This window comes from Cytobacillus sp. FSL K6-0129 (genome assembly GCF_038007625.1).
In the GTDB taxonomy this organism is placed as follows: Bacteria; Bacillota; Bacilli; order Bacillales; family Cytobacillaceae; genus Cytobacillus; species Cytobacillus kochii.
Genome location: NZ_JBBOXM010000001.1, coordinates 3498246 through 3521981, shown reverse-complemented (window position 1 = coordinate 3521981; position 23736 = coordinate 3498246). Strand labels below are relative to the sequence as shown.

Annotated in this window: 27 protein-coding genes; 2 read left to right on the top strand and 25 right to left on the bottom strand. The window is 37.0% G+C overall.

Annotated elements, in window-relative coordinates:
* The first annotated feature begins 31 nt into the window (after positions 1 to 31).
* Positions 32 to 151: a cortex morphogenetic protein CmpA gene (gene cmpA, locus MHI57_RS17740; RefSeq protein WP_095370816.1), complete on the top strand. Its 120-nt coding sequence runs from the start codon at positions 32 to 34 to the stop codon at positions 149 to 151.
* A gap of 73 nt (positions 152 to 224) precedes the next feature.
* Here cmpA and MHI57_RS17735 read toward each other — a convergent pair whose 3' ends face one another.
* The 14 genes from MHI57_RS17735 to acpS all read right to left on the bottom strand — a co-directional run bounded on the left by MHI57_RS17735 (position 225) and on the right by acpS (position 11638).
* Entirely contained in the window at positions 225 to 2390 is a 2166-nt protein-coding gene (locus MHI57_RS17735) for a Tex family protein (RefSeq protein WP_340977541.1), read from the bottom strand.
* Positions 2391 to 2525: 135 nt separating this feature from the next.
* Positions 2526 to 3119, bottom strand: a complete 594-nt coding sequence (locus tag MHI57_RS17730; protein WP_224938125.1) for a PP2C family serine/threonine-protein phosphatase — start codon at positions 3117 to 3119, stop codon at positions 2526 to 2528.
* Entirely contained in the window at positions 3116 to 3910 is a 795-nt protein-coding gene (gene sigB, locus MHI57_RS17725; protein WP_095370818.1) for an RNA polymerase sigma factor SigB, read from the bottom strand. The genes MHI57_RS17730 and sigB overlap by 4 nt, the downstream gene beginning before the upstream one ends.
* Positions 3888 to 4361 carry an anti-sigma B factor RsbW gene (gene rsbW / locus MHI57_RS17720; RefSeq protein WP_095370819.1) on the bottom strand — a complete coding sequence of 158 codons (474 nt, stop codon included), beginning with the start codon at positions 4359 to 4361 and terminating at the stop codon, positions 3888 to 3890. The genes sigB and rsbW overlap by 23 nt, the downstream gene beginning before the upstream one ends.
* The gene (locus MHI57_RS17715; RefSeq protein WP_095370820.1) at positions 4358 to 4690 is read right to left on the bottom strand and encodes an anti-sigma factor antagonist; all 333 of its coding nucleotides are present in this window, start codon (positions 4688 to 4690) and stop codon (positions 4358 to 4360) included. The genes rsbW and MHI57_RS17715 overlap by 4 nt, the downstream gene beginning before the upstream one ends.
* Before the next feature lie 58 nt (positions 4691 to 4748).
* Positions 4749 to 5762, bottom strand: coding sequence for a PP2C family protein-serine/threonine phosphatase (locus MHI57_RS17710; RefSeq protein ID WP_095370821.1), 1014 nt, complete (start codon positions 5760 to 5762; stop codon positions 4749 to 4751).
* Between the two features lie 12 nt (positions 5763 to 5774).
* Complete coding sequence (locus MHI57_RS17705; protein WP_095370822.1) at positions 5775 to 6176, bottom strand: anti-sigma regulatory factor; 402 nt, start codon at positions 6174 to 6176, stop codon at positions 5775 to 5777.
* Between the two features lie 4 nt (positions 6177 to 6180).
* On the bottom strand, positions 6181 to 6537 hold the full coding sequence (locus MHI57_RS17700; RefSeq protein WP_066192954.1) for an STAS domain-containing protein: 357 nt from the start codon (positions 6535 to 6537) through the stop codon (positions 6181 to 6183).
* Between the two features lie 4 nt (positions 6538 to 6541).
* Positions 6542 to 7360 (bottom strand): STAS domain-containing protein, encoded by an 819-nt coding sequence (locus tag MHI57_RS17695; RefSeq protein WP_095370823.1) that lies wholly within the window; start codon positions 7358 to 7360, stop codon positions 6542 to 6544.
* A gap of 392 nt (positions 7361 to 7752) precedes the next feature.
* Positions 7753 to 8103: a type II toxin-antitoxin system PemK/MazF family toxin gene (locus tag MHI57_RS17690; RefSeq protein ID WP_095370824.1), complete on the bottom strand. Its 351-nt coding sequence runs from the start codon at positions 8101 to 8103 to the stop codon at positions 7753 to 7755.
* A gap of 4 nt (positions 8104 to 8107) precedes the next feature.
* On the bottom strand, positions 8108 to 8389 hold the full coding sequence (locus MHI57_RS17685) for a CopG family ribbon-helix-helix protein (protein WP_095373546.1): 282 nt from the start codon (positions 8387 to 8389) through the stop codon (positions 8108 to 8110).
* 217 nt (positions 8390 to 8606) lie between these two features.
* Entirely contained in the window at positions 8607 to 9755 is a 1149-nt protein-coding gene (alr, locus tag MHI57_RS17680) for an alanine racemase (RefSeq protein ID WP_340977536.1), read from the bottom strand.
* Positions 9756 to 10031: 276 nt separating this feature from the next.
* On the bottom strand, positions 10032 to 11051 hold the full coding sequence (locus tag MHI57_RS17675) for a LolA family protein (protein WP_095370826.1): 1020 nt from the start codon (positions 11049 to 11051) through the stop codon (positions 10032 to 10034).
* A 230-nt stretch (positions 11052 to 11281) separates the two neighbouring features.
* The gene (gene acpS / locus MHI57_RS17670; RefSeq protein WP_095370827.1) at positions 11282 to 11638 is read right to left on the bottom strand and encodes a holo-ACP synthase; all 357 of its coding nucleotides are present in this window, start codon (positions 11636 to 11638) and stop codon (positions 11282 to 11284) included.
* Positions 11639 to 11729: 91 nt separating this feature from the next.
* Here acpS and MHI57_RS17665 point away from each other — a divergent pair, with 91 nt between their 5' ends.
* The gene (locus tag MHI57_RS17665; RefSeq protein WP_340977534.1) at positions 11730 to 12455 is read left to right on the top strand and encodes a rhomboid family intramembrane serine protease; all 726 of its coding nucleotides are present in this window, start codon (positions 11730 to 11732) and stop codon (positions 12453 to 12455) included.
* Between the two features lie 57 nt (positions 12456 to 12512).
* Here MHI57_RS17665 and MHI57_RS17660 read toward each other — a convergent pair whose 3' ends face one another.
* The 11 genes from MHI57_RS17660 to MHI57_RS17610 form a co-directional block, all read right to left on the bottom strand.
* Positions 12513 to 13949 (bottom strand): PH domain-containing protein, encoded by a 1437-nt coding sequence (locus MHI57_RS17660; protein WP_340977533.1) that lies wholly within the window; start codon positions 13947 to 13949, stop codon positions 12513 to 12515.
* Positions 13942 to 14421, bottom strand: a complete 480-nt coding sequence (locus tag MHI57_RS17655; RefSeq protein WP_095370830.1) for a PH domain-containing protein — start codon at positions 14419 to 14421, stop codon at positions 13942 to 13944. The genes MHI57_RS17660 and MHI57_RS17655 overlap by 8 nt, the downstream gene beginning before the upstream one ends.
* 176 nt (positions 14422 to 14597) lie before the next feature.
* Positions 14598 to 15017 carry a metallothiol transferase FosB gene (fosB, locus tag MHI57_RS17650; RefSeq protein WP_322910321.1) on the bottom strand — a complete coding sequence of 140 codons (420 nt, stop codon included), beginning with the start codon at positions 15015 to 15017 and terminating at the stop codon, positions 14598 to 14600.
* Between the two features lie 212 nt (positions 15018 to 15229).
* Positions 15230 to 16711 carry a DEAD/DEAH box helicase gene (locus tag MHI57_RS17645; protein ID WP_095370832.1) on the bottom strand — a complete coding sequence of 494 codons (1482 nt, stop codon included), beginning with the start codon at positions 16709 to 16711 and terminating at the stop codon, positions 15230 to 15232.
* 439 nt (positions 16712 to 17150) lie between these two features.
* Entirely contained in the window at positions 17151 to 17837 is a 687-nt protein-coding gene (locus MHI57_RS17640) for an alpha/beta hydrolase (RefSeq protein ID WP_095370833.1), read from the bottom strand.
* Positions 17838 to 18043: 206 nt separating this feature from the next.
* Positions 18044 to 19417 (bottom strand): UDP-N-acetylmuramoyl-tripeptide--D-alanyl-D-alanine ligase, encoded by a 1374-nt coding sequence (locus MHI57_RS17635; protein WP_307315433.1) that lies wholly within the window; start codon positions 19415 to 19417, stop codon positions 18044 to 18046.
* A 96-nt stretch (positions 19418 to 19513) separates the two neighbouring features.
* Positions 19514 to 20590, bottom strand: coding sequence for a D-alanine--D-alanine ligase (locus MHI57_RS17630; protein WP_307315436.1), 1077 nt, complete (start codon positions 20588 to 20590; stop codon positions 19514 to 19516).
* Positions 20591 to 21325: 735 nt separating this feature from the next.
* Positions 21326 to 21928: a histidine phosphatase family protein gene (locus tag MHI57_RS17625; protein WP_095370836.1), complete on the bottom strand. Its 603-nt coding sequence runs from the start codon at positions 21926 to 21928 to the stop codon at positions 21326 to 21328.
* Entirely contained in the window at positions 21925 to 22644 is a 720-nt protein-coding gene (locus tag MHI57_RS17620) for an ATP-binding protein (protein WP_095370837.1), read from the bottom strand. The genes MHI57_RS17625 and MHI57_RS17620 overlap by 4 nt, the downstream gene beginning before the upstream one ends.
* The gene (locus MHI57_RS17615) at positions 22641 to 23147 is read right to left on the bottom strand and encodes an ECF transporter S component (protein WP_322910317.1); all 507 of its coding nucleotides are present in this window, start codon (positions 23145 to 23147) and stop codon (positions 22641 to 22643) included. The genes MHI57_RS17620 and MHI57_RS17615 overlap by 4 nt, the downstream gene beginning before the upstream one ends.
* 3 nt (positions 23148 to 23150) lie before the next feature.
* The gene (locus MHI57_RS17610; protein WP_095370838.1) at positions 23151 to 23732 is read right to left on the bottom strand and encodes a cob(I)yrinic acid a,c-diamide adenosyltransferase; all 582 of its coding nucleotides are present in this window, start codon (positions 23730 to 23732) and stop codon (positions 23151 to 23153) included.
* Between the last annotated feature and the right edge of the window lie 4 nt (positions 23733 to 23736).

Here is a 23736-nt window from a genome sequence, read left to right as displayed (position 1 = left end):
CCGTGGAAAGTGAGAGAAAGGAGGCTATTCCATGCCTGTTTGGTTACAGAACCAAATGAAACGTGCTTTCTTAGAGAAGGACCGTTATCAAATCAAATTATTGAATCAATGCTGGTACTTTTATAGAAAGAAGCATTGTTCTGGTACGTAGAAAACTCCTTCTCAAACCCACAATGATATACATAAAAAGCCGTTGGAAAAATCCCACGGCTTTTTATGCTTATTTATTGACCTTGTTGGAGCATGGTTAACGCCACTCTGCCTTTTTGTTGATCAACCGAATCGACCCATACAGTCACAACATCACCAACAGATACGACATCTAACGGATGTTTCACAAACCGATTACTTAGCTTTGAGATATGGACTAAACCATCTTGCTTCACGCCAATATCTACAAAAGCTCCGAAATCAACTACATTTCGGACGGTCCCTTGAAGTTCCATCCCTTCCTTCAAATCATCCAGCTTTAATACTTCTTTCTTTAATAGCGGAGCAGGTAATTCATCCCTAGGGTCTCGACCAGGTTTCATTAATGCATCAATTATATCCTTGAGCGTTAATTCACCAATATTTAATTCTTCTGCTGTTTCTTTTATAGATAACTGGCTTAACGCTTCTATTAATTGTGCAGAGCCTAAATGGTTAGAATTCATCTTTAACATTTTAAGCAATTTACTTACTTCCCCATAGGTTTCAGGGTGAATCGATGTTCTGTCTAATGCTTCCTCTCCATCAACAATTCGCAAGAATCCAATGGCTTGCTCGTACGTCTTCGCGCCTAAGCGAGGAATTTTCTTTAATTGTTTCCGATTAGTAAATTTGCCTTCTTCTTCTCTTTTCTTAACAATATTCGTTGCGACAGCCTTCGATAAACCAGCTACATGTTGTAATAGTGACGGAGAAGCTGTATTCACATTCACTCCAACTTGGTTTACAGCCGTCTCGACAACAAAATCTAATGATTCCGTTAACCTTTTTTGAGAGACATCATGTTGGTATTGACCGACACCAACTGATTTAGGGTCAATTTTTACTAGTTCAGCAAGTGGATCTTGTAGTCTCCTCCCGATTGAAACAGCGCTTCTTTCTTCAACTTGAAAGTCAGGGAATTCTTCACGTGCAATATCAGATGCGGAATAGACACTTGCCCCCGCTTCATTTACGATTAAATAATAGATTTCTTCATTTAATTCTTTCAGCAAGTCAGCAATAAACTGTTCTGTCTCTCTTGATGCCGTTCCATTACCTATAGCCACCATCTTCACTTCATATGCTTTGAGCATGGAAAGGACTTTGTCTTTGGCTACACCTAATTTAGAAACAGGCGGATGAGGATAGATAACATCAATCTTTAATACCTTACCTGTTTCATCAATGACCGCTAATTTGCAGCCTGTACGATAAGCTGGATCTACCGCAAGGACGACTTTCCCTTTTAGTGGTGGTTGTAAAAGGAGATTCTTAAGATTTTCAGAGAAAATTTTAATCGCCTGTTCCTCACCTTTTTCGGTTAGTTCAGCCCTTATTTCTCTTTCAATTGATGGTTGAATTAAGCGTTTATAACCATCTTCAATCGCTTCTTCCACAAATGGTGCATTGATATGTTTTGATACAGTGATCCATTTTCGATTTAAATACTGTAAAATTGGCTCTTGTTCCACCTTAATACTGACTTTAAGTACGCCTTCTTTTTCCCCACGATTTAATGCTAGTATACGGTGAGGAACAATTTTACCTACGTTTTCACTATATTCATAATACATCTCATACACATGCTTTTCGTCGATGCTTTCATCTTTAACAGCTGATTCAATAATTCCTTGTTTATATGTTTTTTCGCGAATCCACTTCCTACTTTGCGCATCATCAGATACCATTTCTGCAATAATATCTCGCGCCCCCTGAAGCGCTTCTTCAACTGTTGTGACACCTTTTTCCTCATTTAGGAAGTGTGTTGCTTTTTCTTCAGGCGTATCATCATTTTGATAGGATAATAACCAAGTAGCTAATGGTTCTAGCTCTTTTTCTTTCGCTACGGTTGCTTTTGTTCTTCTTTTTTGTTTGTACGGACGATATAAATCTTCTACTTCCTGCAATTTCTCCGCTTTTTCTATTTGATTAGATAATTCCGGGGTTAATTTCCCTTGCTCTTCTATTAACCTAAGTACTTCTTGTTTTCTCTGCTTCACGTTTTGTATGTATTGCCATCTTTCAACAATATCTTTGATTTGTACTTCATTTAACGCACCGGTCATTTCTTTTCGATAACGCGCAATAAACGGAACGGTATTTCCCTCTTCAATTAACGCGATGGTTCGATCAATTTGTTTTGTGGATAATGAAAATTCTTTTGCTATTCGTCCAAAAATATCTTTCTTATCATCCATGTCTCTTCACCTTCCTGAGTGCAAACTGTACTATTGCTTTATTCTACCAAAATTTTAAAGGTAAAGCATTTTTGGCTATAGCCCCGTCTTGATTCGTGTTTTAAAGAGCAAAAAAAAGCTTGCTGATTGAAACAATCATTGCAAGCTTCCGATTATAAATGTTGCATCGTCTATAAGATTCATGTTCTGCGCCCTAATTAACTTCGCAGTTGCTTCGATTGGTAAATATTTATTCATCAGTTTTTTTATACCAGAAATGGGGTATCCATCTGAAAACATCAAGAATTTAATTCCGTTTGTATAATCAAAACGGTGAATTTTAAATGCTTGACGCTTTCCTGACAAATAACCCGATGTTGGCAGTGGGTAAATGAGCTTCTCAGTATCCCCATAAAAGAAAAAACGAATATTTCCAGTACAACAGTAGGCTAATTCTTTTGTGTGAAAATTAATCTTAATCACACCTACCGCAGCGCCTCTTTTATGTAAAAGTGACTGATTACTTAAATCCATAATGGTTGAAATATCTAAATCGTGATTTTCTCTAACGGTATTGACAACAGCAGATGAAGCTTCATTTGCATATTCTCCACTACCTAAACCATCAGCTAATACACAAATAAAATAATCATCAGTTGTGTGATAATAAAAAGAATCACCACAAACGGACTGACCACGTTTAGCAAGCTGATCGGTAATGACGTCCATTTGATGTGGATCATTCATCATAGAATATACTCCGAACCTTCATTTTCAGCATGGATGGCTTCTTGCAATTTTTTAATTGCTCTTCTTTGCAGCCTTGATACATGCATTTGAGAAATATCCAGTCTTTCCCCTGTTTCTTTTTGGCTTAGATTTTCTAGGAATGTAAACTGGATAACTTGTTTCTCTCGATCTGATAAAACATGCAACACTTTTTCAAGTACGAGCATTTGATTGACTTTTTCATAGCCATCATCCACATTACCGACAATATCCAGGAGCGTAACAGTACCACCGTCGGAATCAGCTTCAATGGAATGGTCAACTGATAACGCCTGATAACTTTTGCCCATCTCCATTGCTTCTAAAACTTCTTCTTCTGTTACTTCTAGAGCATCCGCAATTTCCTCGACCTTAGGCGAACGTTGCAAAGTAGTTGTTAATTCTTCCGCCGTAGCTTTGATCTTTGGCCCTAATTCTTTTATTCGTCTCGGTACATGCACGCTCCAAGTTTTGTCGCGTAAGAAACGTTTAATCTCACCGATGATTGTCGGAATAGCAAATGCTTCAAACGTTTTGCCAAAAGAAGCGTCATATCTACGAATCGCACCAAGTAGTCCAATCACACCTACTTGAACAATATCTTCGTGATAAGGTCTACCTTTAGAGTATTTTCGTGCGATGGATTCAACCAATTTGTAATACTGTTCAACAAGTTGTTCCTGTGCGTATTCGTCCTGATGTAATTGATATTGTTGTATGAGATCATTAATCTCTTCTTTTGATCGTTGTTTAGGTTGAGATTGCTTCTGCATCACTCTCCACCTGCTCTCCTTCTAGGTACTTAGTCATAAAGACTGTTACACCTTTTTGATGATGAATTTTCACTTCATCCATTAATGTTTCTATTAGGTAAAGGCCTAATCCTCCTTCTCGTAAAAATTCAACAGAATCATTTGCTTGATAAGGACCTGCACTGTCTCTTGCTTGTTGAAAATCCAAGCTCTCACCTTCATCCGCAACCATGACTTCTAATTTATTTTTATAAAGGCCGAATCCTACAAGCACTTCACCATTTTCGTTGTTTTTGTATGCATGCTGAACTGCATTTGTACAAGCTTCACTCGTTGCAATCTTCAAATCTTCAATTTCGTCATAGTTAAATCCCATTCTACTGGCAATACCAGATAAGGTTAATCTAATAATACCGACGTATTCCGGCTTCGATGGGATTTTCATCTCAATGTAGTCGTACGACTCGGTCATTTCTTTTCACCTTCCATTTTGGTGCTGATATCAATAATGTCAGCAAGACCAGTAATTTCGAACAGCCTTTTTAAACGACTAGAAAGCCCAATGATTTTAAATTGACCATCGTGCGCACGTACATTTTTGAAAAGTCCTACAAAAACACCTAAGCCGGTGCTATCCATATAGGATACACCCGAAAGATCAACAATCATCTCCACATTATCTTTTTCAGAAAGCGGAATAAGTTCTTTCTTTAATTCTGGTGCAGTGTATACATCAATCTCTCCACCTACAGTTACTTCAGTAATATTTTGATTATGATTTACATCTATATTAATGTTCATATTTTGCCCACCTTTTAGGAATAGCTGGTTACTCCTCATTTACCCTTTTAATTTTAGCTTAAACATTTCTTCTTAATATAATTAAAGTAAAATCATCCCTTAATTGGAAATCTTGTAATTTTTCAAGTTCTTTATATACGTTTTGCACAATATTTTGTGCTTTTAAGTGTATGTTTTTCTCAATTAAGGCTAATAATTCTTCACGTTCAATAAAGCCTTCTTTTGTTCTTGATTCAGTTACGCCATCAGACATCAAAATAATCATATCCCCAGGCATCACTTCTTTTTCGTACTTTCTATATTTCGTGTTCTTTTCAATACCTAATAATAGACCCTTTGCAGGCAACTCAGAAAATGTCTGTGTTTCCGCATGATAAAACAAGCCTGGTTCGTGCCCAGCAGAGGCATAGGAAAAGATATGATGATCAATATGATATGTGCCATAAAACATCGTAATAAACATCGTTAAATCAACATTTTGTTCCACAACACGATTTAGATTCTCCAACACCAGAGTAGGCGTTTTACGATTTTCTGGTAAACTGTCCATAGCATATTTAATCATAGACATACAAAGGGCTGCTGGTAGCCCTTTTCCAATAACATCAGCTATTGCGATGCTCACACTATTATTTTCATCCTCAACAAAATTAAAATAATCACCATTCATATGTTTTGCTGGGACGCTGATTGCTCCAATATCCATGTCTTTTTTACATGGAATCTCTGTCCCAAGCAATGTTTTTTGCACATTAGCCGCGATTTCCATTTCGGTTCTTAATTCCTGTTGAATATGCTTTAAATTTTGGTGTTCGCGGTAAGCAAAACCATATGCCACCATCACTTCAAGCAGTATATCAAAAGACTCCTGCATTCTATCGTTAAATTTTTCTGGAAACATCTCAGCCATAATATTTCTATGGATGCTGACAATTTCCTCTGGAGGAATGTTCCGTTCAATTGCATTCCTACTTAACTTTTGTCCTTGATATAATGCCTGCTCTGAGCGGTCAGCTAAATAATTCGTTAATATCTCTCTATATTTGGACTCCAATTTCTGTCTGAAATCCATCTCAAGTTCCCCCTAACGGAGCCATTTAATCGCCCTTATATCTGTACCTTCACCCGGGCTTGAATCTATTTGAAAATCATCCATCAGTCTTTTTACCCCTGGGAGACCTGCTCCTAGTCCGCCCGATGTCGAATATCCATCCTCCATTACTTGGCGCAAATCTTTAATACCTGGACCACTATCAATCGATAATAGTCTTAGTCCCGTTTTGCCATTCTCATAGAGCTTCTCTATACAAATTTGACCTTGACCTGCATATAAGAATATGTTTCTCGCAAGTTCACTTATTGCTGTTGTAATTCTTGCTTGGTCAACCGTCCCAAAGCCCAGCTCTTTTGCAACATTTCTACCAAGCTGACGCGCTGAAACGATATCCCATTCATTGATTATTTTAACGCAGGATTGGTTGTCCATTCGGCTATTCCCCCAATTCCTGTTGTAATTTCTCCAAACCTTTTTCTAAATCTAGGGCGGTCAATACATTATTCAGACCGATTCCTAATTCAGTTAACGTAATTGCTACTGCTGGTTGAATGCCTGTAATGACAACTTTAGCACCCATTAAATGGGACATTTCAATCACATCACCTAATACTTTAGCGATAAAAGAATCAATAAAATCTATTGATGTTAAATCGATTACAACACCATTTGCACTCGTATCATGTATTTTCTTTAACAAGTCTTCTTGAAATTGAAGTGCCGTCTGGTCATCTAGTTCCCATTGAATAGAAACAAGTAAACAATCATGTAGTTTTAAAATCGGAATTCTCAAAACGTCACCCCTCCAATGGCACAATTTTACGTTTAGTCATTTCCAATGCTGCTTCTACGCCTGATTTCATTGTATTTTTCGTAATAATTCGGTTTAAGTCGATACCAAGGCTCACAATCGTTTGCGCAATTTCCGAACGAATACCTACAAGCATGCATTTTGCTCCTACTAAGTGGACTGCATCTGCTGCTTGGATAATATGGTGAGCAACCATTGTATCAACAACAGGGACACCTGTAATATCAATCAAGACAACTTCTGAACGATGTTTTACCACACCTTGAAGAAGGTTTTCCATAATTTGCTTCGCTCGTTCTGTATCAATCATCCCAATTAATGGCATAACTGTAATGCCTTCAAATACAGGAATTAAAGGTGCCGATAGTTCTTGCAATGCAATCTTTTGATTAGCGATCGTTCTTTCCCAAGAAACAGTGTAATCATTAATTATTTCACTATTCATCGCTTTTAACCAATGATTCAAATCATGCATCACTTTCGCTTCATTCTCTGGACGAATATACTTATCTTTGACCATTTCATCAAATACAACATCGCCCAGTACATCTAGAGCATTTACGACAAAACGTAGAGGCCAGCCTAAACTGACAATTCTATCTGAAAAATTCTCTGATTGACGCTCATACTCGTCCTTTTTGCCAGAAATTTTCAAGATAGCGAGCTCCACTAACTCTCTTCCATATGTCTCGAAGTTTTGATCTAGGATGACATTGGTAATTGTTTCGTCAGAATCCTCTTTTAATCGGTTCAACCATTCTTTAAAAATATCTTCTTTATTGTGTTGAATATATTTCAAAGTCATTTGTCTTCCCTTACCTCCTATACTAGCACATCTATTGGTTAGTTTTTCCTTATTATCATTGATTGTAAAAAAATCTACATGATTGTAAAAAATCCAGCAAAAATCTACAACTATTGCCTTATATTATAACGCTTTCTATTTTAAACGTCTTTAACAATATATCCAAATTAAGTGTGTACCCTTTTTTGCTTATTATCAAACCTAAAACATTAAATTCTTTTTATTTCTTTTTGTTCAGAATAATATCTCAAATATAAAATTGGGGGATTTAAAGTTTAAGCCCGTTTCAATAAGTGTATTACATATATTAATAAGTCCTATCATTACAATAAATGGACTTGTTTAAGATTAGGAAGCATATAAAAAAACGCCCCAACTTTTTTGAGCGTTTTCTAAAATTCTATAAGACCTAAACTGACTTGTAAGGCTTCATTTACCTTATCCATCATTTCGTCATCAAGATGGGTGATTTTATCGGTTAATCTCTGCTTATCAATTGTACGAATTTGTTCTAACAATATTACTGAATCTCTTTCAAAAGCATATCGCTTCGCATCAATTTCAACGTGAGTAGGCAGCTTTGCTTTTTGAATCTGAGCGGTAATTGCTGCGATGATTACTGTGGGACTAAACCGATTCCCGATGTCGTTTTGTATAACAAGTACTGGACGGACACCGCCTTGTTCTGAGCCAACAACTGGGGATAGGTCTGCAAAATAAACGTCACCACGTTTAACAATCAAAGGATCAGCCTCCGCTTACAAGACGTTCAACTGCGTTTTCTGCCTCGTATTCCGCTTGAAATGCTTCAGATGCTATCGTCAAGTTTAATTTTGCCATTTCCATGTAACCACGTCTCATGGACTCACGAATATGTCTTTTCTTCCGTTCACGCAAATACATTTTCGTTGCTTGATAAATAAACTCACTTCTGTTTACGTTCTCTTGCTTCGCATAACCATCTAATTCCGTTAATAGATGTTGCGGCAGCTTCACCACTATTTCTGTTGTTGCGCTGGATTCAGACACAAACATACACCTCCACCATCACTACACACCATATTTTTTATATCTACCAATTTTCATATTACCATTATTCTCTTAGGCTGCAAAGGGGGTTTTTTATTTAGTAAGAAATTATCCATAAAAACAGTTGCATTTTCTTTCAATGTCTTCCTAGGAATTTCAGTGATAATTTCCCAAATTATTAATAACTATTATCTACCAACATGTTCATTGATATGCATTAAAGAATCCCATTTCTTGTAGAAATTTTTGTTTGATCCTGAATATAGATTCTTGGTATGCGCATACCTATTTGGCAAGTTACCTCATAATTAATTGTTTCAAGTGTGTTAGCTATGTCATCTACAGAGATGGTCTGATTATTTTGAGTCCCGATTAACGTAACGACATCTCCAATTTGCTCTTCCTCACTAATACGAATCATGCATTGGTCCATACAAATTCTGCCGACAATACTTACTCTTCTTCCATTAACAAGGACCTCTTGTGTTGCTAACCTCCTAATCCACCCGTCCGCATATCCGATTGGCAAGGTACCAATTGATTCCTCTTTTTCAGCTTCGTACGTTGCTCCGTAACTCACTTTCTCGCCCGGTTGCAATTTTTTCACATGAACAATTTTCGTGTGAAGTGAAAACGCCTCTTTTAATTTAAAAGGTAAATGATTTTTAATTTCAGAAGATGGTGACATGCCATACATTGAAATCCCAAATCTAACTGCATTAAATTTCGCCTCAGGATGTCTCATGCCAGCTGCACTATTACTAGCATGAATATATCTTGGTTGTTCATCCATCCAGCTTATCATTTCATTAAAGGTGCTTAACTGTTCATTAAAATAGGATGTCTCAAGTTCATCTGCTGTCGCAAAATGCGTGAAAACTCCTTCAACATGGAACTTTCCTTGCTGTAGTTGGTATTGAAATATTCCCCATTCTTCTTTTGATTTAATCCCTAATCTACCCATCCCCGAGTCCATTTTCACATGAACTTTTACTTCTTTACTTATGAATGGTGCAGCTTTCTTCAGCCACTCAGCTTGGCAAACAGTTAAAGTAATTGCTGCTTGTTCGGCTAACCCAGCATCCTCTGGTCGTGTGAGCCCTAAAACTAATATCGGAGCGTCAATCCCTTTATTTCTAAGAGCAAAAGCCTCATCCAATGTCGCCACCGCTAAGTATGTGGCACCAGCCTTTAGAGCTGTCTTGGCTACCTCTATATCTCCATGGCCATATGCATTTGCCTTCACAACTGCAAACAACTCTGCTTCTTCTTCAATATGTTTAATCATTGACTCTACATTATATGTGATATAATCCAAATTTATCTCTGCCCAAGTATCACGAAAATATGGGACCTGTTGATTCATACCGTCCACTTCCTCTTTATACTTTTCCTTCTATTATTTGATTATGTCACATTAACGTATAACAGAAAAGACAAACTTTCTTCTTAGACCGAGTGAAGTAAAAGCAGTGTAAGATGTAATTTAAGAAGTATGTTAAACATGGTAACTTAAAGTTACCTTTGATTACCAATTAATCTAGATGATATGGCGTTAATATTGGCAAAATTATCATCCGTAGAAACCGCAAACAACGCAAAGAAACCCGAGGAATCTACCTCGGGTTTATCTTATCTATATTTATTTTACAACTTCCCCTTGTACAGACTGTGCAATTTGGATCATTTCTTCTTTCGATAGGTTTGTCGATGCAATCATATAATCCACGCCATTTTGCGTCCAGGATACCATATTATCTGATACGGCTCCTACCGTGAAGCCAAGGTCAACAGGGTCACCATTCATCATCGCCTCTTCACCACCAGAGGTTTGAACAATAACAGCCTTCTCTTGAATCATTGTGAATGATTTGTCTTCACCTTCATAGGTTAGAATGACACGTTTACCTTCTTCTGTTTCTACTTCTTTTTCAGAAACAAGTTCAACTTCAGGTAGCGATTCTGGATAGAAGACAGTGAAATCTTCTTCTTCTGCTACTTCAGCCATGACTGGGAATTCTAACTGCGCACCTGTCATATTTTTCTTCGTATCGAAATCTTTATTATCTAGTTCTTCATTAAATTTCACATTGGAGAAATCTACCGTCACAACTGGTGTTCTTTCTGCATCCATTACCTTTACACTAACTGGAGATAGATCCGATTTATTCAAGGTAATCTCTTGGAGAGGTAGCATTTGATTGTTTTGATAACTCGTTTTTGTTTCATAAACATAATGATCTTCCGTTGCTTTAAATTTTGCTTCCTTATCATTTTGAATATCTTCAATTAATGACTCATAAAGGTACGCTTGACTACTATTGTTTGGCCAGTCACTTTGGAAGCGAAAACTTTTATTCAAAGCTGGCGTAAGAACAAACACACCTTCTTTGTTCTTTAAGATCATTTGACTTTGATCTTTTTCAGTGTTTTTAAGTGCCACACGGTAAAATTCCGGGTTCTTATGCCATATTTCTATATCATAGGATTGCGGCTCGGAACCTGTTTGCAGCGTCATTTTCGCTTCCGCCTTATAGCTTTTTAATGATTCTAGTTTGCTCGATAAATCTTTTGTCACATCCTCCTGGGATTTTGTCCCACATGCAGCTAGTGTGACAGTTATGGCCAGTCCCATGAGTAGCCAGAAAAACTTCTTCTTCATTCCTTCAACCCCTTTTTCTTATAATCAACAGTGCAATCAAACGCTTCCGTGGCCTTGTCTCCTCCATTGCACTATTGAATATATGAGACAACCTCAAAGATTATTCCAGACCTTCTAATAGATCAAGAATATTTTTTCGAGCCTGGGGATGATTTGTATGTAATTAATTACAGGCGTTTATTTGAAGGAATAGTAGCTATAATCAACTTTACTTCCTGTCCTAATGAATACTACTCTTTTTCAATTATCACTTGAGCAATGGCATACTCTCTACTATGGGAAATAGATAAGTGTACAAGACAGCCATCAACCGGACGAACAATTATCGGTTGTCCAGTCGTATGGTTAGCTGTTTCAATATCTAGAAACGAAAGTGATTGTCCGATGCCTGTTCCTTTCGCTTTAGCAAAGGCTTCTTTCGCAGCAAATCTCCCTGCTAAATATTCTATTTTTCTATGCCCAGTTAGAGTCTCATATTTCTTTTTTTCGCTTGTTGTTAAAATACGTTCGACAAACCGTTCTTTTCTTTTTACTAATTGTTTAATTCTCTGTATTTCAATCATATCGATACCAATGCCTTTAATCATTCTAATCACCATCTTCTAAATAAAATAAATGCTGCATAAAACAAACTATAGTATATTTAATGTATGAGAACATTTTAGGAGGAGTCAATTATTGTTTATCAGGACAGAAAGCTTTAGAGAATTTATTCGCTTCTATCCCATCGTTACTTCTATTATCGCTATTAATATTGTATTGTATTTACTTACTGTTTTGCCCATCCTACCAACCAATTGGTTAATGGCGCATTTTGCAGGTATTAATATTTATATTATGCAAGGGGAGTTATGGCGACTTGTTACACCTATCTTCATGCATAGCGGATTTGCTCACCTTTTATTTAATTGCTTCTCGCTTGTGTTATTTGGACCCCCACTTGAGAGAGCAATTGGCAAGGGGCGTTTCCTCCTTGTTTACTTCCTAGCTGGTATTGGCGCGAATATCGCAACACTCATCCTTGAACCGTTAACATATATTCACGTTGGCGCGAGCGGGGCGATTTATGGTATCTTCGGTTTCTTTATTGCTATTATTGTGTACCGCAGAGATTTACTTTCACAGCAAAATACACAGCTCATTCTTGCCATCACAGTTATTGGTGTGATTATGACCTTCTTGCAAGCAAATGTAAATGTGATTGCCCATCTATTTGGTCTATTAGCAGGTTTCCTCACTGGTTCAGCAATGATTAAGACGAAATTAAAATCTGGATATAATGCAACGAGACCAACAAACCAATGGAAATCTTCAGCTAGACGATTAAAAGGCGTTCCCCTATCAACCATTCTTATCTTTGGGGGCATTATTCTTCTTGCCATTATCGGTCTATTGTCACGTTAATGAAATCGTTCAAACAAACAGCAAATCCGAACAATTTATGTTCGGATTTGCTATTTCTCATTCTGTATTCTCAGGAGTATAAGAATACCACTTGTATATAGATAATACATCTTCTACTTCTAGGTCAACCACATCTCCTCCAGTTGCACCTGAACCAGACATAGCCTTAGCAGAAATAGTAGCTAACTGATTTTGCTTCTGAAAATACGTTTCTTTCATTGAAATTGATTGTGTTCTATTCTTCCTCAAATAAACAGTTGTTTTAGAAATAAATCGTGAACGAAGAACGAGTTGATTTCCTATAATCGTCCAACCAGCTGCTTTATAACGGTAATAAGATAAAATAAGCATCAATCCAACGAACACTAAACTAAATAAACCCCACACAGAGAAGAAATAAAGAAGGATAACTGCGACTGGAACAGAGATAAATAATCCTCTCAATATGTATCTTCGTAAAGCCCTTTTTGGTGCTGGAACAAACATATCTGTCAATTGGTAATCATTTAATCCAGTTTCTATCTTCTCGCGGATTCGGTTTTTCTTAATAATCGGTAACAGCATCACTTTCGAGCTATCCGCATCCTTTAATGACCCACCTGCACTCTCAAGGTAAACAGATGCATAGCCAATCGCTTGTCGAACTGGATTCTCATTTATCCTTAATGCTTGAATCCGATGTAAGGGAATCGTTAGTTGCTTCTTCTCCAATAGACCGCGGGTAATAACTAATTCTTCTCCCACTTTTCTTACAGTGAAATTAGCATACTTTAACACTGATCCAATGAGAGCAATAAGCCAAGCAAGAACGAAACCAAGGAAAACCATTAAACTGATGAGCATAACACCACCTGTAATAAAGACACTCAATTCATCAAATACCTTCTCATAAGGAATGACTTCAGCAAATTGTGATAAAAAGGCAAAGACAGCTGATATCACAACACCTACTCCCCCAGAGGTCGAAGAAAGTAAAATCAACTCTCCAGGTTTAATTTGGTAAAGTATTTGTTCCTCTTTTTGTTCTGTTTTGATTTGCTCATCTAACTCTATATGTGCATTTTTAGATTGTGATAGGATATCTTGAATCTGCTGTGCCTCATTTTTAGAAATAGCAGTCAATATAGCTTCTGCCTCTAGTCCTGAACCAGCTGTTTCAATGGTCATTTTCACTAAACCAAAAGGTCTTTGTAAAATACCTTCTGATAAATCAAGACTTTGGATTCTTTCGAAAGGGATATATCTTTTTTTCCGAATAATTAACCCTGATTCAATTCGTAATTCTCCCTCTTCTATTCTGTAGGTAAAACGAAGCCAAGTAAGAATACCGGATATAAGAATAAGAGCAATAATACCTATTGTAATAAAAAGCTGAATCTTCCCTTCACTATTACCAAATACGACAATAATTAAAATGGGAATAATGGAGTCCTTTAATGTTTTCAGTACATTTGATACGGCTGCAATCGGATGAAGTCTTCTCGGCTCAGACATCATCTACAGCCACCCTTGCTAAGTTAGATATAAAAAATCGCAGTTCTTCTGCTTCTTCTAGATCTAATGCGGGTATTTCATGAACAGTTGCCGCAGTTGAAACCGTCACGGTAGCTAGTTTATATTTTCGAAGAATAGGTCCTTGGTGAGTATCTACATGCTGTACTCTAATCATTGGGACGAGTGTACGTTTAATGATAAATATTCCATGCTGTAGTTCTATTTCATTCTCTCTCACTTCATAGCGCCACCTTTTCCACCGCACAGTCGGAAAAACTTTAATCGCTAAATAGGCATAAAGAGCAAATATAATTAATGCAACACCAATTATCCACATCGGCCAATCAAAAATGAATGTTAAAACAATAGCGCCAATTGCCAATACAAATGGGATAAGGGAATGTAGTGCACCAGATATTTTCCAAACAGTCAGACCCCGTTTAGAAATACGCTTTTGCGGCTTCGATAACATATATGTAAACCCCCTAAAATTCCTTATTGAACAACTATAGTATACATGAAAGCCATACTATTTCTCAGTAAAAACTTGGATATTTTTTCATTCTTATTTATTATTTCTATACGATAATCTAAAGAAAAGGTTTCAATTAGAGTGAAGTTGATTAATCCCTTACCTATCTACTTCATTTACTTATAAAATGTCATATGATCTTTATCTTGTCGGTAGTAGGCTAATCGATCTTGTAAGTTACCCGTATGGAACTCAAATTTATGACCATCCGGGTCAGTAAAATAAATCGAGCGCTTATCTTTTTTGTCCCTTATGCGGCCTGATAAAATATTCACTTTTAAGTCTTGTAAGCGTTGATAACTACTTTCAAAATCATCTTCATCAATAGAAAACGCAATATGAGTATAAGATTGGGCAATCTCCTGACGAGGTATGTCTTTTTCTTCATTAAGGGCAATCCACATGCCTTGACAATCAAAATATGCTGTCGTTCTCCCTTTTACAAGCAACTTAGCTACAAAAACCTTCTCATAAAAAGCAATAGAACGGTCTAAATCAGAAACAGAGAATAACATATGGTTCAAACCTTTAATCATACTGCCGTTCACCTCATCTTAAATTTATCTGGCATCCTATTAACCATTATACTGAAGCAGCAGCAAATACTATAGATAAAAACACATCTAGTTTAACGTCTATAAGTTTTATATGGACTTTTCATTTTCTTCCACCACAGACCCCTTTTGCTACATGTCTACATAACACAAAAGAACCGAGCTTCATTTCAATGCTCGGTTCTCCCAATATATTATCTATAGCTATTTGCATTTGTTTTCTTATTTCCTTGATAATTCCTTTTACCTGAAGGTTTACCATCACGGGAGCGATAGGAGTTACTTTGTCTTCCTTTCGGGCTATACCCACCTCTAGGACGGTTACTTCTATCTGTGGATCTTCTGTCTCGTTTAGCCGGTAAAGGTTTCTCTTCTGTTAGTTTTACCGGAGTCGTGTCCGGTTCTTTGATCATGAGCTTCAACAATGCTTGAACTACCGTTGTTGCGTCGTGGTGTTCAAGTAATTGTTGTGCAGATTGTTGATAATATTGAAGATGATTATCCTCAATGATTTGCTCGACTTTTTCTGCAACAGCCTTTTGTTGCCCCTCTAATGCTTGATCTAACGTCGGAGCAGCCATTCTTTCCATTTTCTTTTTCGTTGTTTTTTCAACGATACGTAAGTATGATTTCTCACGTGGGTTAATAAATGTCATGGCCATTCCTTCTTTACCAGCACGACCTGTTCGACCAATACGGTGAACATAACTTTCCGGATCTTGTGGTATATCAAAGTTATACACATGTGTAACACCAGAAATATCTAATCCACGAGCTGCTACATCTGTTGCGACAAGGACATCAATGGACCCTTCTTTAAACTTACGAAGGACAGACATACGTTTAGCCTGGCTCAAGTCACCATGTATTCCTTCTGCATTGTAACCTCTTAAACTTAAGGCTTCAGAAAGTTCATCAACCCTTCTTTTCGTACGTCCGAAAACAATCGCAAGTTCTGGTGATTGAATATCAAGCAGTCTTGTTAACACATCAAATTTATTTTTTTCTTGTACTTCAATATAATATTGCTCAATGAGTGGTACAGTCATTTCCTTCGCTTTTACTCGAACGATTTGTGGCTCTTTCATAAACCGTTCAGCAATACGTTGAATGGCTGGTGGCATCGTCGCAGAGAAGAGTAAAGTATGCTTCTCTTCTGGGACACTTGATAAGATTTTTTCAATATCATCAATAAAGCCCATATTTAACATTTCATCAGCTTCGTCTAAAATCACTTTTTTGACATGATCTAATTTTAGTGTTTTTCGATTAATATGATCAAGAATTCTTCCAGGTGTACCGACAATAATATGAGGACGATTTTTTAACGCTCGTATTTGACGGTTAATATCTTGGCCACCATAAATCGATAACACTCTCGTTCTTTTCCCAAAACCGAGTTTGTATAATTCCTCTGACACTTGAATGGCTAATTCTCTTGTCGGCGCGATGACTAAACCTTGAATAAAACTATCATTATAGTCAATATGGTCAATCATAGGAATACCAAAAGCAGCTGTTTTACCTGTACCTGTTTGTGCTTGTCCAATTAAGTCCTTATTCTGCAAGCTTAAAGGAATCGTCTCTGCTTGAATCGGAGTTGCCTCTTCAAACCCCATTCTCTTAAGAGACTTCATTGTTTCAGGGCTTATACCCAAATCTTGAAACTTAGTCAATGTATCCAATCTCCTTCTGTTCTTTGAAAAATATTTTATTTCATCAAGTAGGCAGGAAATTTCCCCAATCAAAGTTGTTATAATTACAACGATTTAAGAGAAACCCACTATAGAGAGGATGAGGGAGAATTTATTACCAATGCATGAATTGCTATGCTTATTTGTATAAAAAAATAAATGTATGATGACTTCCGCATCCTAAATCTAACGAACAATTACAAATAGAAATTTTTATTCAGACATGTAATGAAAAAAGACATTCTCCTACCAGTGGAGTATGTCCGGGTTTCAATGGAGTTCCTGTTGACACTTTGTTGTATATATTACCATCTCAACGCATGATTTGCAATGCTTTAGCAGGACATAGTATGACAGTAGTATAAAAATAAACAATTGACAAAAGAGAGTTCATTTGAAGAAAATCGCCTTAACTAAAAGGTTATGAAAGAAATTGAAGTACTTCTTTAAACAGGTGCTCACTTTCATCACAATGACAAATTAAATGTTTTGACCGTTTAATAATAATTTTGTGTTTCTGTTCTGAGGTGATGTGTTTATAAAGATAATCTGCACTGCGTACAGGAACGATGCCATCATCTTCTCCTTGAGCGATGAAAGTTGGAACCTTCACTTCTTTTAATCGTGGGCGAACCGTCGCTACTAGCTTTTGGAACTGCCTAGCTGCAGCAAACGGCGTGGAGCTGATCTTTTGTTTGTAATGTATAAATAATGGATTTTGCGTTATTCTTGTGCCTTGAAGTCCTTCTCTTAATAACCCTTTAATATCAAGGAAAATTTGTCTAGGATTTAAATAGTAGGCAGCTGCACTAAGTAAAACCAGTTTCGCTACCGGGTATTTTACCGCTAATTCACTAGCAATCATGCCTCCCATGGAGAATCCAATTATATAAACAACTTCGCATTTTTCTAGTAAGTTTTTTAATTCTTCCTCTGCATGATTGATCCATTTTTGAAATACAATCCCCTTTAAGGACTGCTTTTCTCCATGGCCAGGTAATGTTGGAACCGCTATTTCCCAATCCGTATGTTCCTTTATATAATTCGCCAATGGGGCGACTTCATAAGGTGCACCTGTAAATCCATGTATGCATAAACATCCAATCATCTTTTACACCGCCAATGGTAAATTTATCAGGCTATTGAACAGCTTATCAACTTTAACATAAACATCTAGTTTATTTTTTACCCTCTATACGGAAAATTAAATCCTCACAACGCAAAAAATGTTAATTATTATAATATAATTCAAAAGATAGAAAAAACCTTATGTTCCATGTGAAACAATAAGGTTTTTTGAATTTTAGTATAGTATTATTGCAATCCCTCAACGACTTCTTCTAACTTCATTCCTCTAGAAGCCTTAACGAGTACAATTGTTTCATCATTGACATGTTTTTTTAGTTCTTCAATTAATGGCGCCTTTTCATCAAAAGCAAATACACGGTCTTCAGACAATACTTCCTTGGCTCCCTTTGCAATTAAGTGTCCTAATCGACCATAGGTAAATACGGCATCGATGTTTTCCGCACAGATGGATAACCCAATTTCTTCATGAAATCTCTCTTCATCTGCCCCTAATTCCAACATATCACCTAGAACAAGTATTTTCTTCTTATATCCTGGTAAATTCGCTAATAATTCTATTGAAGCTTGTGTTGAAGTAGGGCTTGCATTGTATGCATCGTTAATTATTTTCTCGCCATTTTGACCCTGTAGTATTTCCATCCTCATATTTGTCAGTCTCACTTTCACTAATCCTGCTTCCATTTCCGCAAATGACACATTAAAATGTTGTGCAACAATCATAGCTGATAGAGCATTTAAGACATTATGCATACCTAAAATAGGTAAAGTGAATTCTACTTCGCTCGCATTGACCTGAAACTTACTACCGTTGTCTAATTGTTGGATATTCACAGGATATAGGTCATTTTGTTCGGTTCTTCCAAAGGTTTTAACCGTAGCTTGCCCTTCATATGAATCAAAGTAATTTCTTAAAAGGGGTTCATCCCCCATGTATACCATCAATCCATCTGACTTTAAGCCATTTATAATCTCAAGCTTTGCTTCAGCAATTCCTTCTCTTGAGCCTAAATCTTGTAGATGTGATTCACCGATATTGGTAATAATCGTTGCATCAGGGCGTGCTAGCTTAGTTAGAAAGTCAATTTCACCTTTACCACTCATACCCATCTCTAATACAGCTACCTCTGTTGTTTCTTCTAGCGCTAAGATGGTAAGCGGAAGACCGATATGATTATTATAATTGCCTTCGGTTTTTTGGACTTTATATTTCAACGCTAAAAGATTCGCCATCATATCCTTTGTCGTCGTTTTACCATTGCTACCAGTAATCCCTACCACTTTTATACTTAACTGATTACGATAGGCTCTTGCCAGCTCTTGTAATGCAGTTAACGTATCTTTAACGATGATAATGGGTAAGTGAGTCGGTGGATTTGGTACATCCTCTTGCCAAAAAGCAGCCGCAGCTCCTTTTTCGATAGCATCCGACACATACTGATGCCCATCTGTTCGCTCTCCTTTAAAGGGTATAAATAGTTGTCCTGGAGTAATCTCACGAGAATTTATACTTACACCTTGAATTTCTTTTTTTCCGTATGGTGAAAGATCATTCTCTATTTGAATCATTTCTGCTATATCATTCAAGGTTCTCTTAATCAACTTTTCCTGCCTCCTTTTTGACAGGTGCACTGCGGGGTGCAAAGCCTATCTTTCTATGTAACTGTATACGTTACAGCTTAGCTGTTCCGCTTACAGTTACTTTGTATGCTTAATTTTTTGTTTTTCTTGATGTCTTTCAATTGCTAAGTTGACAAGACGTTCAATAAGGGCTGGATATTCAACACCTGAATGCTTCCAAAGTAATGGGAACATACTGTATGGTGTAAAGCCTGGCATTGTGTTCACTTCATTTATATAGACTTTTCCTTCCTTTGTTAAGAAGAAATCCGCTCTAACAAGTCCCGAACAATCTAATGCTTTAAAGGCTTTAATTGCCATCGCTTCTAATTCGCTATATTCAGCTTCAGTAACATCAGCAGGAATCATTAAAATTGTATTCCCATCTTCATATTTTGCCGTATAATCGTAGAAGTTTTTATCTTTCGGAATAATTTCACCGGCAACAGAGCACTCAGGATAATCATTTCCCACTACACCTAGTTCAATCTCTCTTGCATCTACACCTTGTTCGATAATAATTTTACGGTCGTATTTAAATGCTTCAACGAATGCCTCATGGAGCTCACTACGATTCGTACATTTGCTAATCCCTACACTTGAGCCTAAATTTGCTGGCTTAACAAAGCACGGGTATCCGATGGTATCTTCTACTTTGCGATAAGCATCCTCTTCCGCAGTTTCCCATTCCCCTCGAAGGTACCAAACATAATCAACTTGGTTTAATCCAGCTTGAGCAAAGATATTTTTCATGATCACTTTATCCATTCCTGCTGAAGAAGAAAGGACGCCATTTCCGACATATGGTAAATTCAAAAGCTCAAGCATTCCTTGAACCGTTCCATCTTCCCCATTTGGACCATGCAATAAAGGAAAAATCACATCAAAAGGTCGACTTTCTTGTGACTCAAAAAGGGTTGGTGCTAACGCTAAAGGTGATAGCTGTTGGCCTTCTGAAAAAGATAATTCTTTCACTGTCTCCACGGGCCCAGTAAGTTGTTGCCCCTTGATCCATTGACCTTCTTCCGAAATATAAATAGGATAAATATCAAATTTATTTGTGTTTAATGCTTTAATCACGGCAAGCGCTGTCTGCATAGAAACATGATGTTCAGCAGATTTCCCACCGTACAAAAGTCCGATCTTAATTGTCATCAATAAAACCTCCAATTTTAACAAGTAACTTATATTTATTTTACCACTTTATAAAATAAGAGAGTAAATGTTTCAACAAGATAAATGCCTATAAAAGTATATGTATGTATAACCATGGGAAAAGGAGCTTACTTCAATTAAAAAATAGCCATTTCTCTCTTTAAAAAAAGTGATATCGTCATTGGAGATTGTCCTCATATCGACTATTAATGGCAATGAGATGAACTCATGTCAGGATATAAAGACCTAATTCCCATTATCCTGAAATATTTAATAATATATCCTTCATTCCTGCTACAACCTATAGATAGCATCAATATAGATGCTAAGTTCTTTGAAGTTGTTCTACCTACTGATATACCACTATTATACTTTTTTTCACTTACTTCTCTGTTAACATTATGTTACAAAAGCTCTAGTTTTCTATTACAAAAAGATTAATATCTGTAATCGTTATCTATATATAATAAAAAATTTTCTTTTTTAACGAACTGACATTAGGTATCATTCACTAAATAGGACAAATGATTGCCAGCCCATTTTACCTCATTTATATATTTTATACTAGCTAAAATAAATGGCAAGATTAATCATCGCATCGTTTCGATTACAATCGTACGATTTGCCATTAGGTAAATAAAATCAACCAAAAGACCTACCACCTTTATGTATATTCACTTTCTAACCATGCCACATTGACTACTGTCAAAGTAAAAAGAAGCATCCGCACGCCAGTTATTGGCAATGTGCCGTACATGCTTCTTTCACAATTTGAAAACGCTGTGATTCATAGGTAAGGATTGTTAAACTTGTTCCCTCAATATCTGGCGCGCCGTTCCAAAATTGATGAACTGGCAGCATGCGACAAATAGAGTAAATAGCTCTCAATGCGACACCATGAGTGACCACTAACACATTCCCACTTGTTAAAGTTAATTCTGCTAGAAAGGCACGCAAGCGATCAATCACATTTTGAAAGCTTTCACCGTATGGGTTGTCATATTCATTAGGGTGTTGCCAATATTGCGCAAATAATAAAGGATCATTCTCCCAAATTTCCTCTTCAGTTTTCCCTTGCCACTCCCCAAGCATAATCTCCATCAATCGCTCATCTTTAACAATCGCTTCCCCATTTGTAATGATTTGTGCTGTTTCTAATGCTCGACCACTTGGAGAGGAGAAAACCTTTGTAAATTTTGTTTGCGCTAATCTCTGGCCAAGTTTTAAAGCATCTTGCTTACCTTTGTCAGTTAAAGGAGAGTTTAATCGACCTTGCATTCTCTTCTCTATATTCCATTCCGTTTGCCCGTGCCTTGTTATAAAAACAGTTAAACTCATTCCTTCACCTTTACAGGATAAAAATAACCAGTAGCCATTTCTTTTATTTTCTGTTCATTCGCAAGTGTGTAACTAATAATGAAACAGGTTGCAGGACCTGAAGAAGCGAGTAAGTCTAATTCGCAAGTGATATCAGTTAGGGCAAAGACACGATCCTCAAATAATTGATTTAACTCAGCTAATATCCCTTTAGAGCCAACAGGCATGACTGTCACTTTTTCCATATTGGCGAGTTTTGAACATAGCGCTAGCGGAGCTATATGTAGAGCATCATGAATGACGGCTTCTCCTACTAACGGTCTACCGATAACTGCTATCTGATTTTCTTCTGTAAACTCTATCGTATGAATATCTTTACTCGCATGTATTTTTCCCATAACAGATACAGCTGTTGCAGATTGCTTCAACTCAAAGTTACTTTCTGTACTTCCTGTTATAGATAAATCGGTTAGGCCTAGTTCCAGCAAGCCCTTTTCAATTCCTGTTACTAATGATTGCCACACTTGATCTCCAGAAAAATTCTGTAAAATTATCGCTAAGGGCGTTGCACCTATAGCTATACATTCCATCATCGATACCCTTAAAGCATAATAAGCGACATCCTCATAAGAAACTTTAATTAAATCCTCATGCTTTAATCCAATACCACCGCTATTATCACTTGCTATGACAAGTGATTCTTCCTTGTTATATGGAATCACTAGCACATCTCTCATTTGGTATTTTCCATGGATGTTTTTACAGGTTGTATGATTTTTGCCAATCTTGGAATGAGGATAAGCGCTATAGCTACGTTAAAAATAGAACCAACTAAAAGCGAAGGTACGAGTGCCAAATAAAACGCTTCCCCCATAATAAAAAGAAATGGAAGTGGGGCAGCAAACGAGTTTCCAAGTACAAAGAGAATAGAAGCAATCCATCTATGTCCATTGCGGTAAAATAATGCAAATATATAACTTAGAATGGCCATTTCAATCGCTACTACCAAATGAAAGGGCCCCATTGGCAACCCACCTAATAGTGCTGACAATAAATGACCCGTCCCTCCAACGATTGCACCAGCCGGACCTCCTAATAAGGCACTAGCAAGTAGCGCAGGAAATGAATCTAGTGCCACACTAGTGACAATCCCAGCTGGAATCTTAATTGCTGCACCAATCACCGATAGGGCAACAAAAACACTTAGCCATGTTATTTTAATTCCTTTCAAAAGACCCATCACTTATTCCCCTTTTCTTTTACCCCCACGGAATACTTTCGCACTACGTACATATTCTACATCCGGATTCCCTAAGCGAAAGTTGATGACGCGGGCTAATGCAAAAAAGTAATCAGATAAGCGATTTAAAAACATAACAGCTACATCTGGAACAGTATCATCTGTTTTCTTAAGTGATACGACTAATCTTTCTGCTCTTCTTGTGACGGTTCTTGCTATGTGGATAGAAGCAGATGCCTTGGCACCACCTGGTAAGATGAAACGTTCTAATTCCGGTGCTTCTGCAATAAACACATCAATTCTCTCTTCTAAATAATCAATGGACTCTTGTTTTAGCTTCAGTTCACGTGTCTTTGTTACGTTTGCTAAGTCTCCACCACAGTCAAAAAGTTCATGTTGTATCTTCTCTAAATCATCCAAGACGTCTGCGAATTTTGCTTGATCCAACTCAGTTACAGCCTGACCGACAAAACAATTGACTTCATCAACTGTACCATAGGCTTCAACACGTATATCGTCCTTTTCTACTCTGCCGCCAATAATGCTCGTTTTTCCTTTATCTCCTGTTCTCGTATAAATTCTCATCTAA

Coding starts and splice junctions, on each gene's coding strand:
- MHI57_RS17630 (WP_307315436.1), bottom strand. CDS start 20,590: ATGACAATTAAGATCGGACTTTTGTACGGTGGGAAATCTGCTGAACAT.
- acpS (WP_095370827.1), bottom strand. CDS start 11,638: ATGATTAAAGGCATTGGTATCGATATGATTGAAATACAGAGAATTAAA.
- MHI57_RS17730 (WP_224938125.1), bottom strand. CDS start 3,119: ATGATGAATGATCCACATCAAATGGACGTCATTACCGATCAGCTTGCT.
- rsbW (WP_095370819.1), bottom strand. CDS start 4,361: ATGACCGAGTCGTACGACTACATTGAGATGAAAATCCCATCGAAGCCG.
- MHI57_RS17715 (WP_095370820.1), bottom strand. CDS start 4,690: ATGAACATTAATATAGATGTAAATCATAATCAAAATATTACTGAAGTA.
- MHI57_RS17615 (WP_322910317.1), bottom strand. CDS start 23,147: ATGGGTCTTTTGAAAGGAATTAAAATAACATGGCTAAGTGTTTTTGTT.
- sigB (WP_095370818.1), bottom strand. CDS start 3,910: ATGCAGAAGCAATCTCAACCTAAACAACGATCAAAAGAAGAGATTAAT.
- MHI57_RS17610 (WP_095370838.1), bottom strand. CDS start 23,732: ATGAGAATTTATACGAGAACAGGAGATAAAGGAAAAACGAGCATTATT.
- MHI57_RS17705 (WP_095370822.1), bottom strand. CDS start 6,176: ATGGACAACCAATCCTGCGTTAAAATAATCAATGAATGGGATATCGTT.
- MHI57_RS17695 (WP_095370823.1), bottom strand. CDS start 7,360: ATGACTTTGAAATATATTCAACACAATAAAGAAGATATTTTTAAAGAA.
- MHI57_RS17735 (WP_340977541.1), bottom strand. CDS start 2,390: ATGGATGATAAGAAAGATATTTTTGGACGAATAGCAAAAGAATTTTCA.
- MHI57_RS17710 (WP_095370821.1), bottom strand. CDS start 5,762: ATGGATTTCAGACAGAAATTGGAGTCCAAATATAGAGAGATATTAACG.
- cmpA (WP_095370816.1), top strand. CDS start 32: ATGCCTGTTTGGTTACAGAACCAAATGAAACGTGCTTTCTTAGAGAAG.
- MHI57_RS17655 (WP_095370830.1), bottom strand. CDS start 14,421: ATGTTATCGAAGCCGCAAAAGCGTATTTCTAAACGGGGTCTGACTGTT.
- MHI57_RS17625 (WP_095370836.1), bottom strand. CDS start 21,928: ATGAGTTTAACTGTTTTTATAACAAGGCACGGGCAAACGGAATGGAAT.
- alr (WP_340977536.1), bottom strand. CDS start 9,755: ATGAATCAACAGGTCCCATATTTTCGTGATACTTGGGCAGAGATAAAT.
- MHI57_RS17640 (WP_095370833.1), bottom strand. CDS start 17,837: ATGATTGGATGTTTATGCATACATGGATTTACAGGTGCACCTTATGAA.
- MHI57_RS17620 (WP_095370837.1), bottom strand. CDS start 22,644: ATGAGAGATGTGCTAGTGATTCCATATAACAAGGAAGAATCACTTGTC.
- MHI57_RS17660 (WP_340977533.1), bottom strand. CDS start 13,949: ATGTCTGAGCCGAGAAGACTTCATCCGATTGCAGCCGTATCAAATGTA.
- fosB (WP_322910321.1), bottom strand. CDS start 15,017: ATGATTAAAGGTTTGAACCATATGTTATTCTCTGTTTCTGATTTAGAC.
- MHI57_RS17675 (WP_095370826.1), bottom strand. CDS start 11,051: ATGAAGAAGAAGTTTTTCTGGCTACTCATGGGACTGGCCATAACTGTC.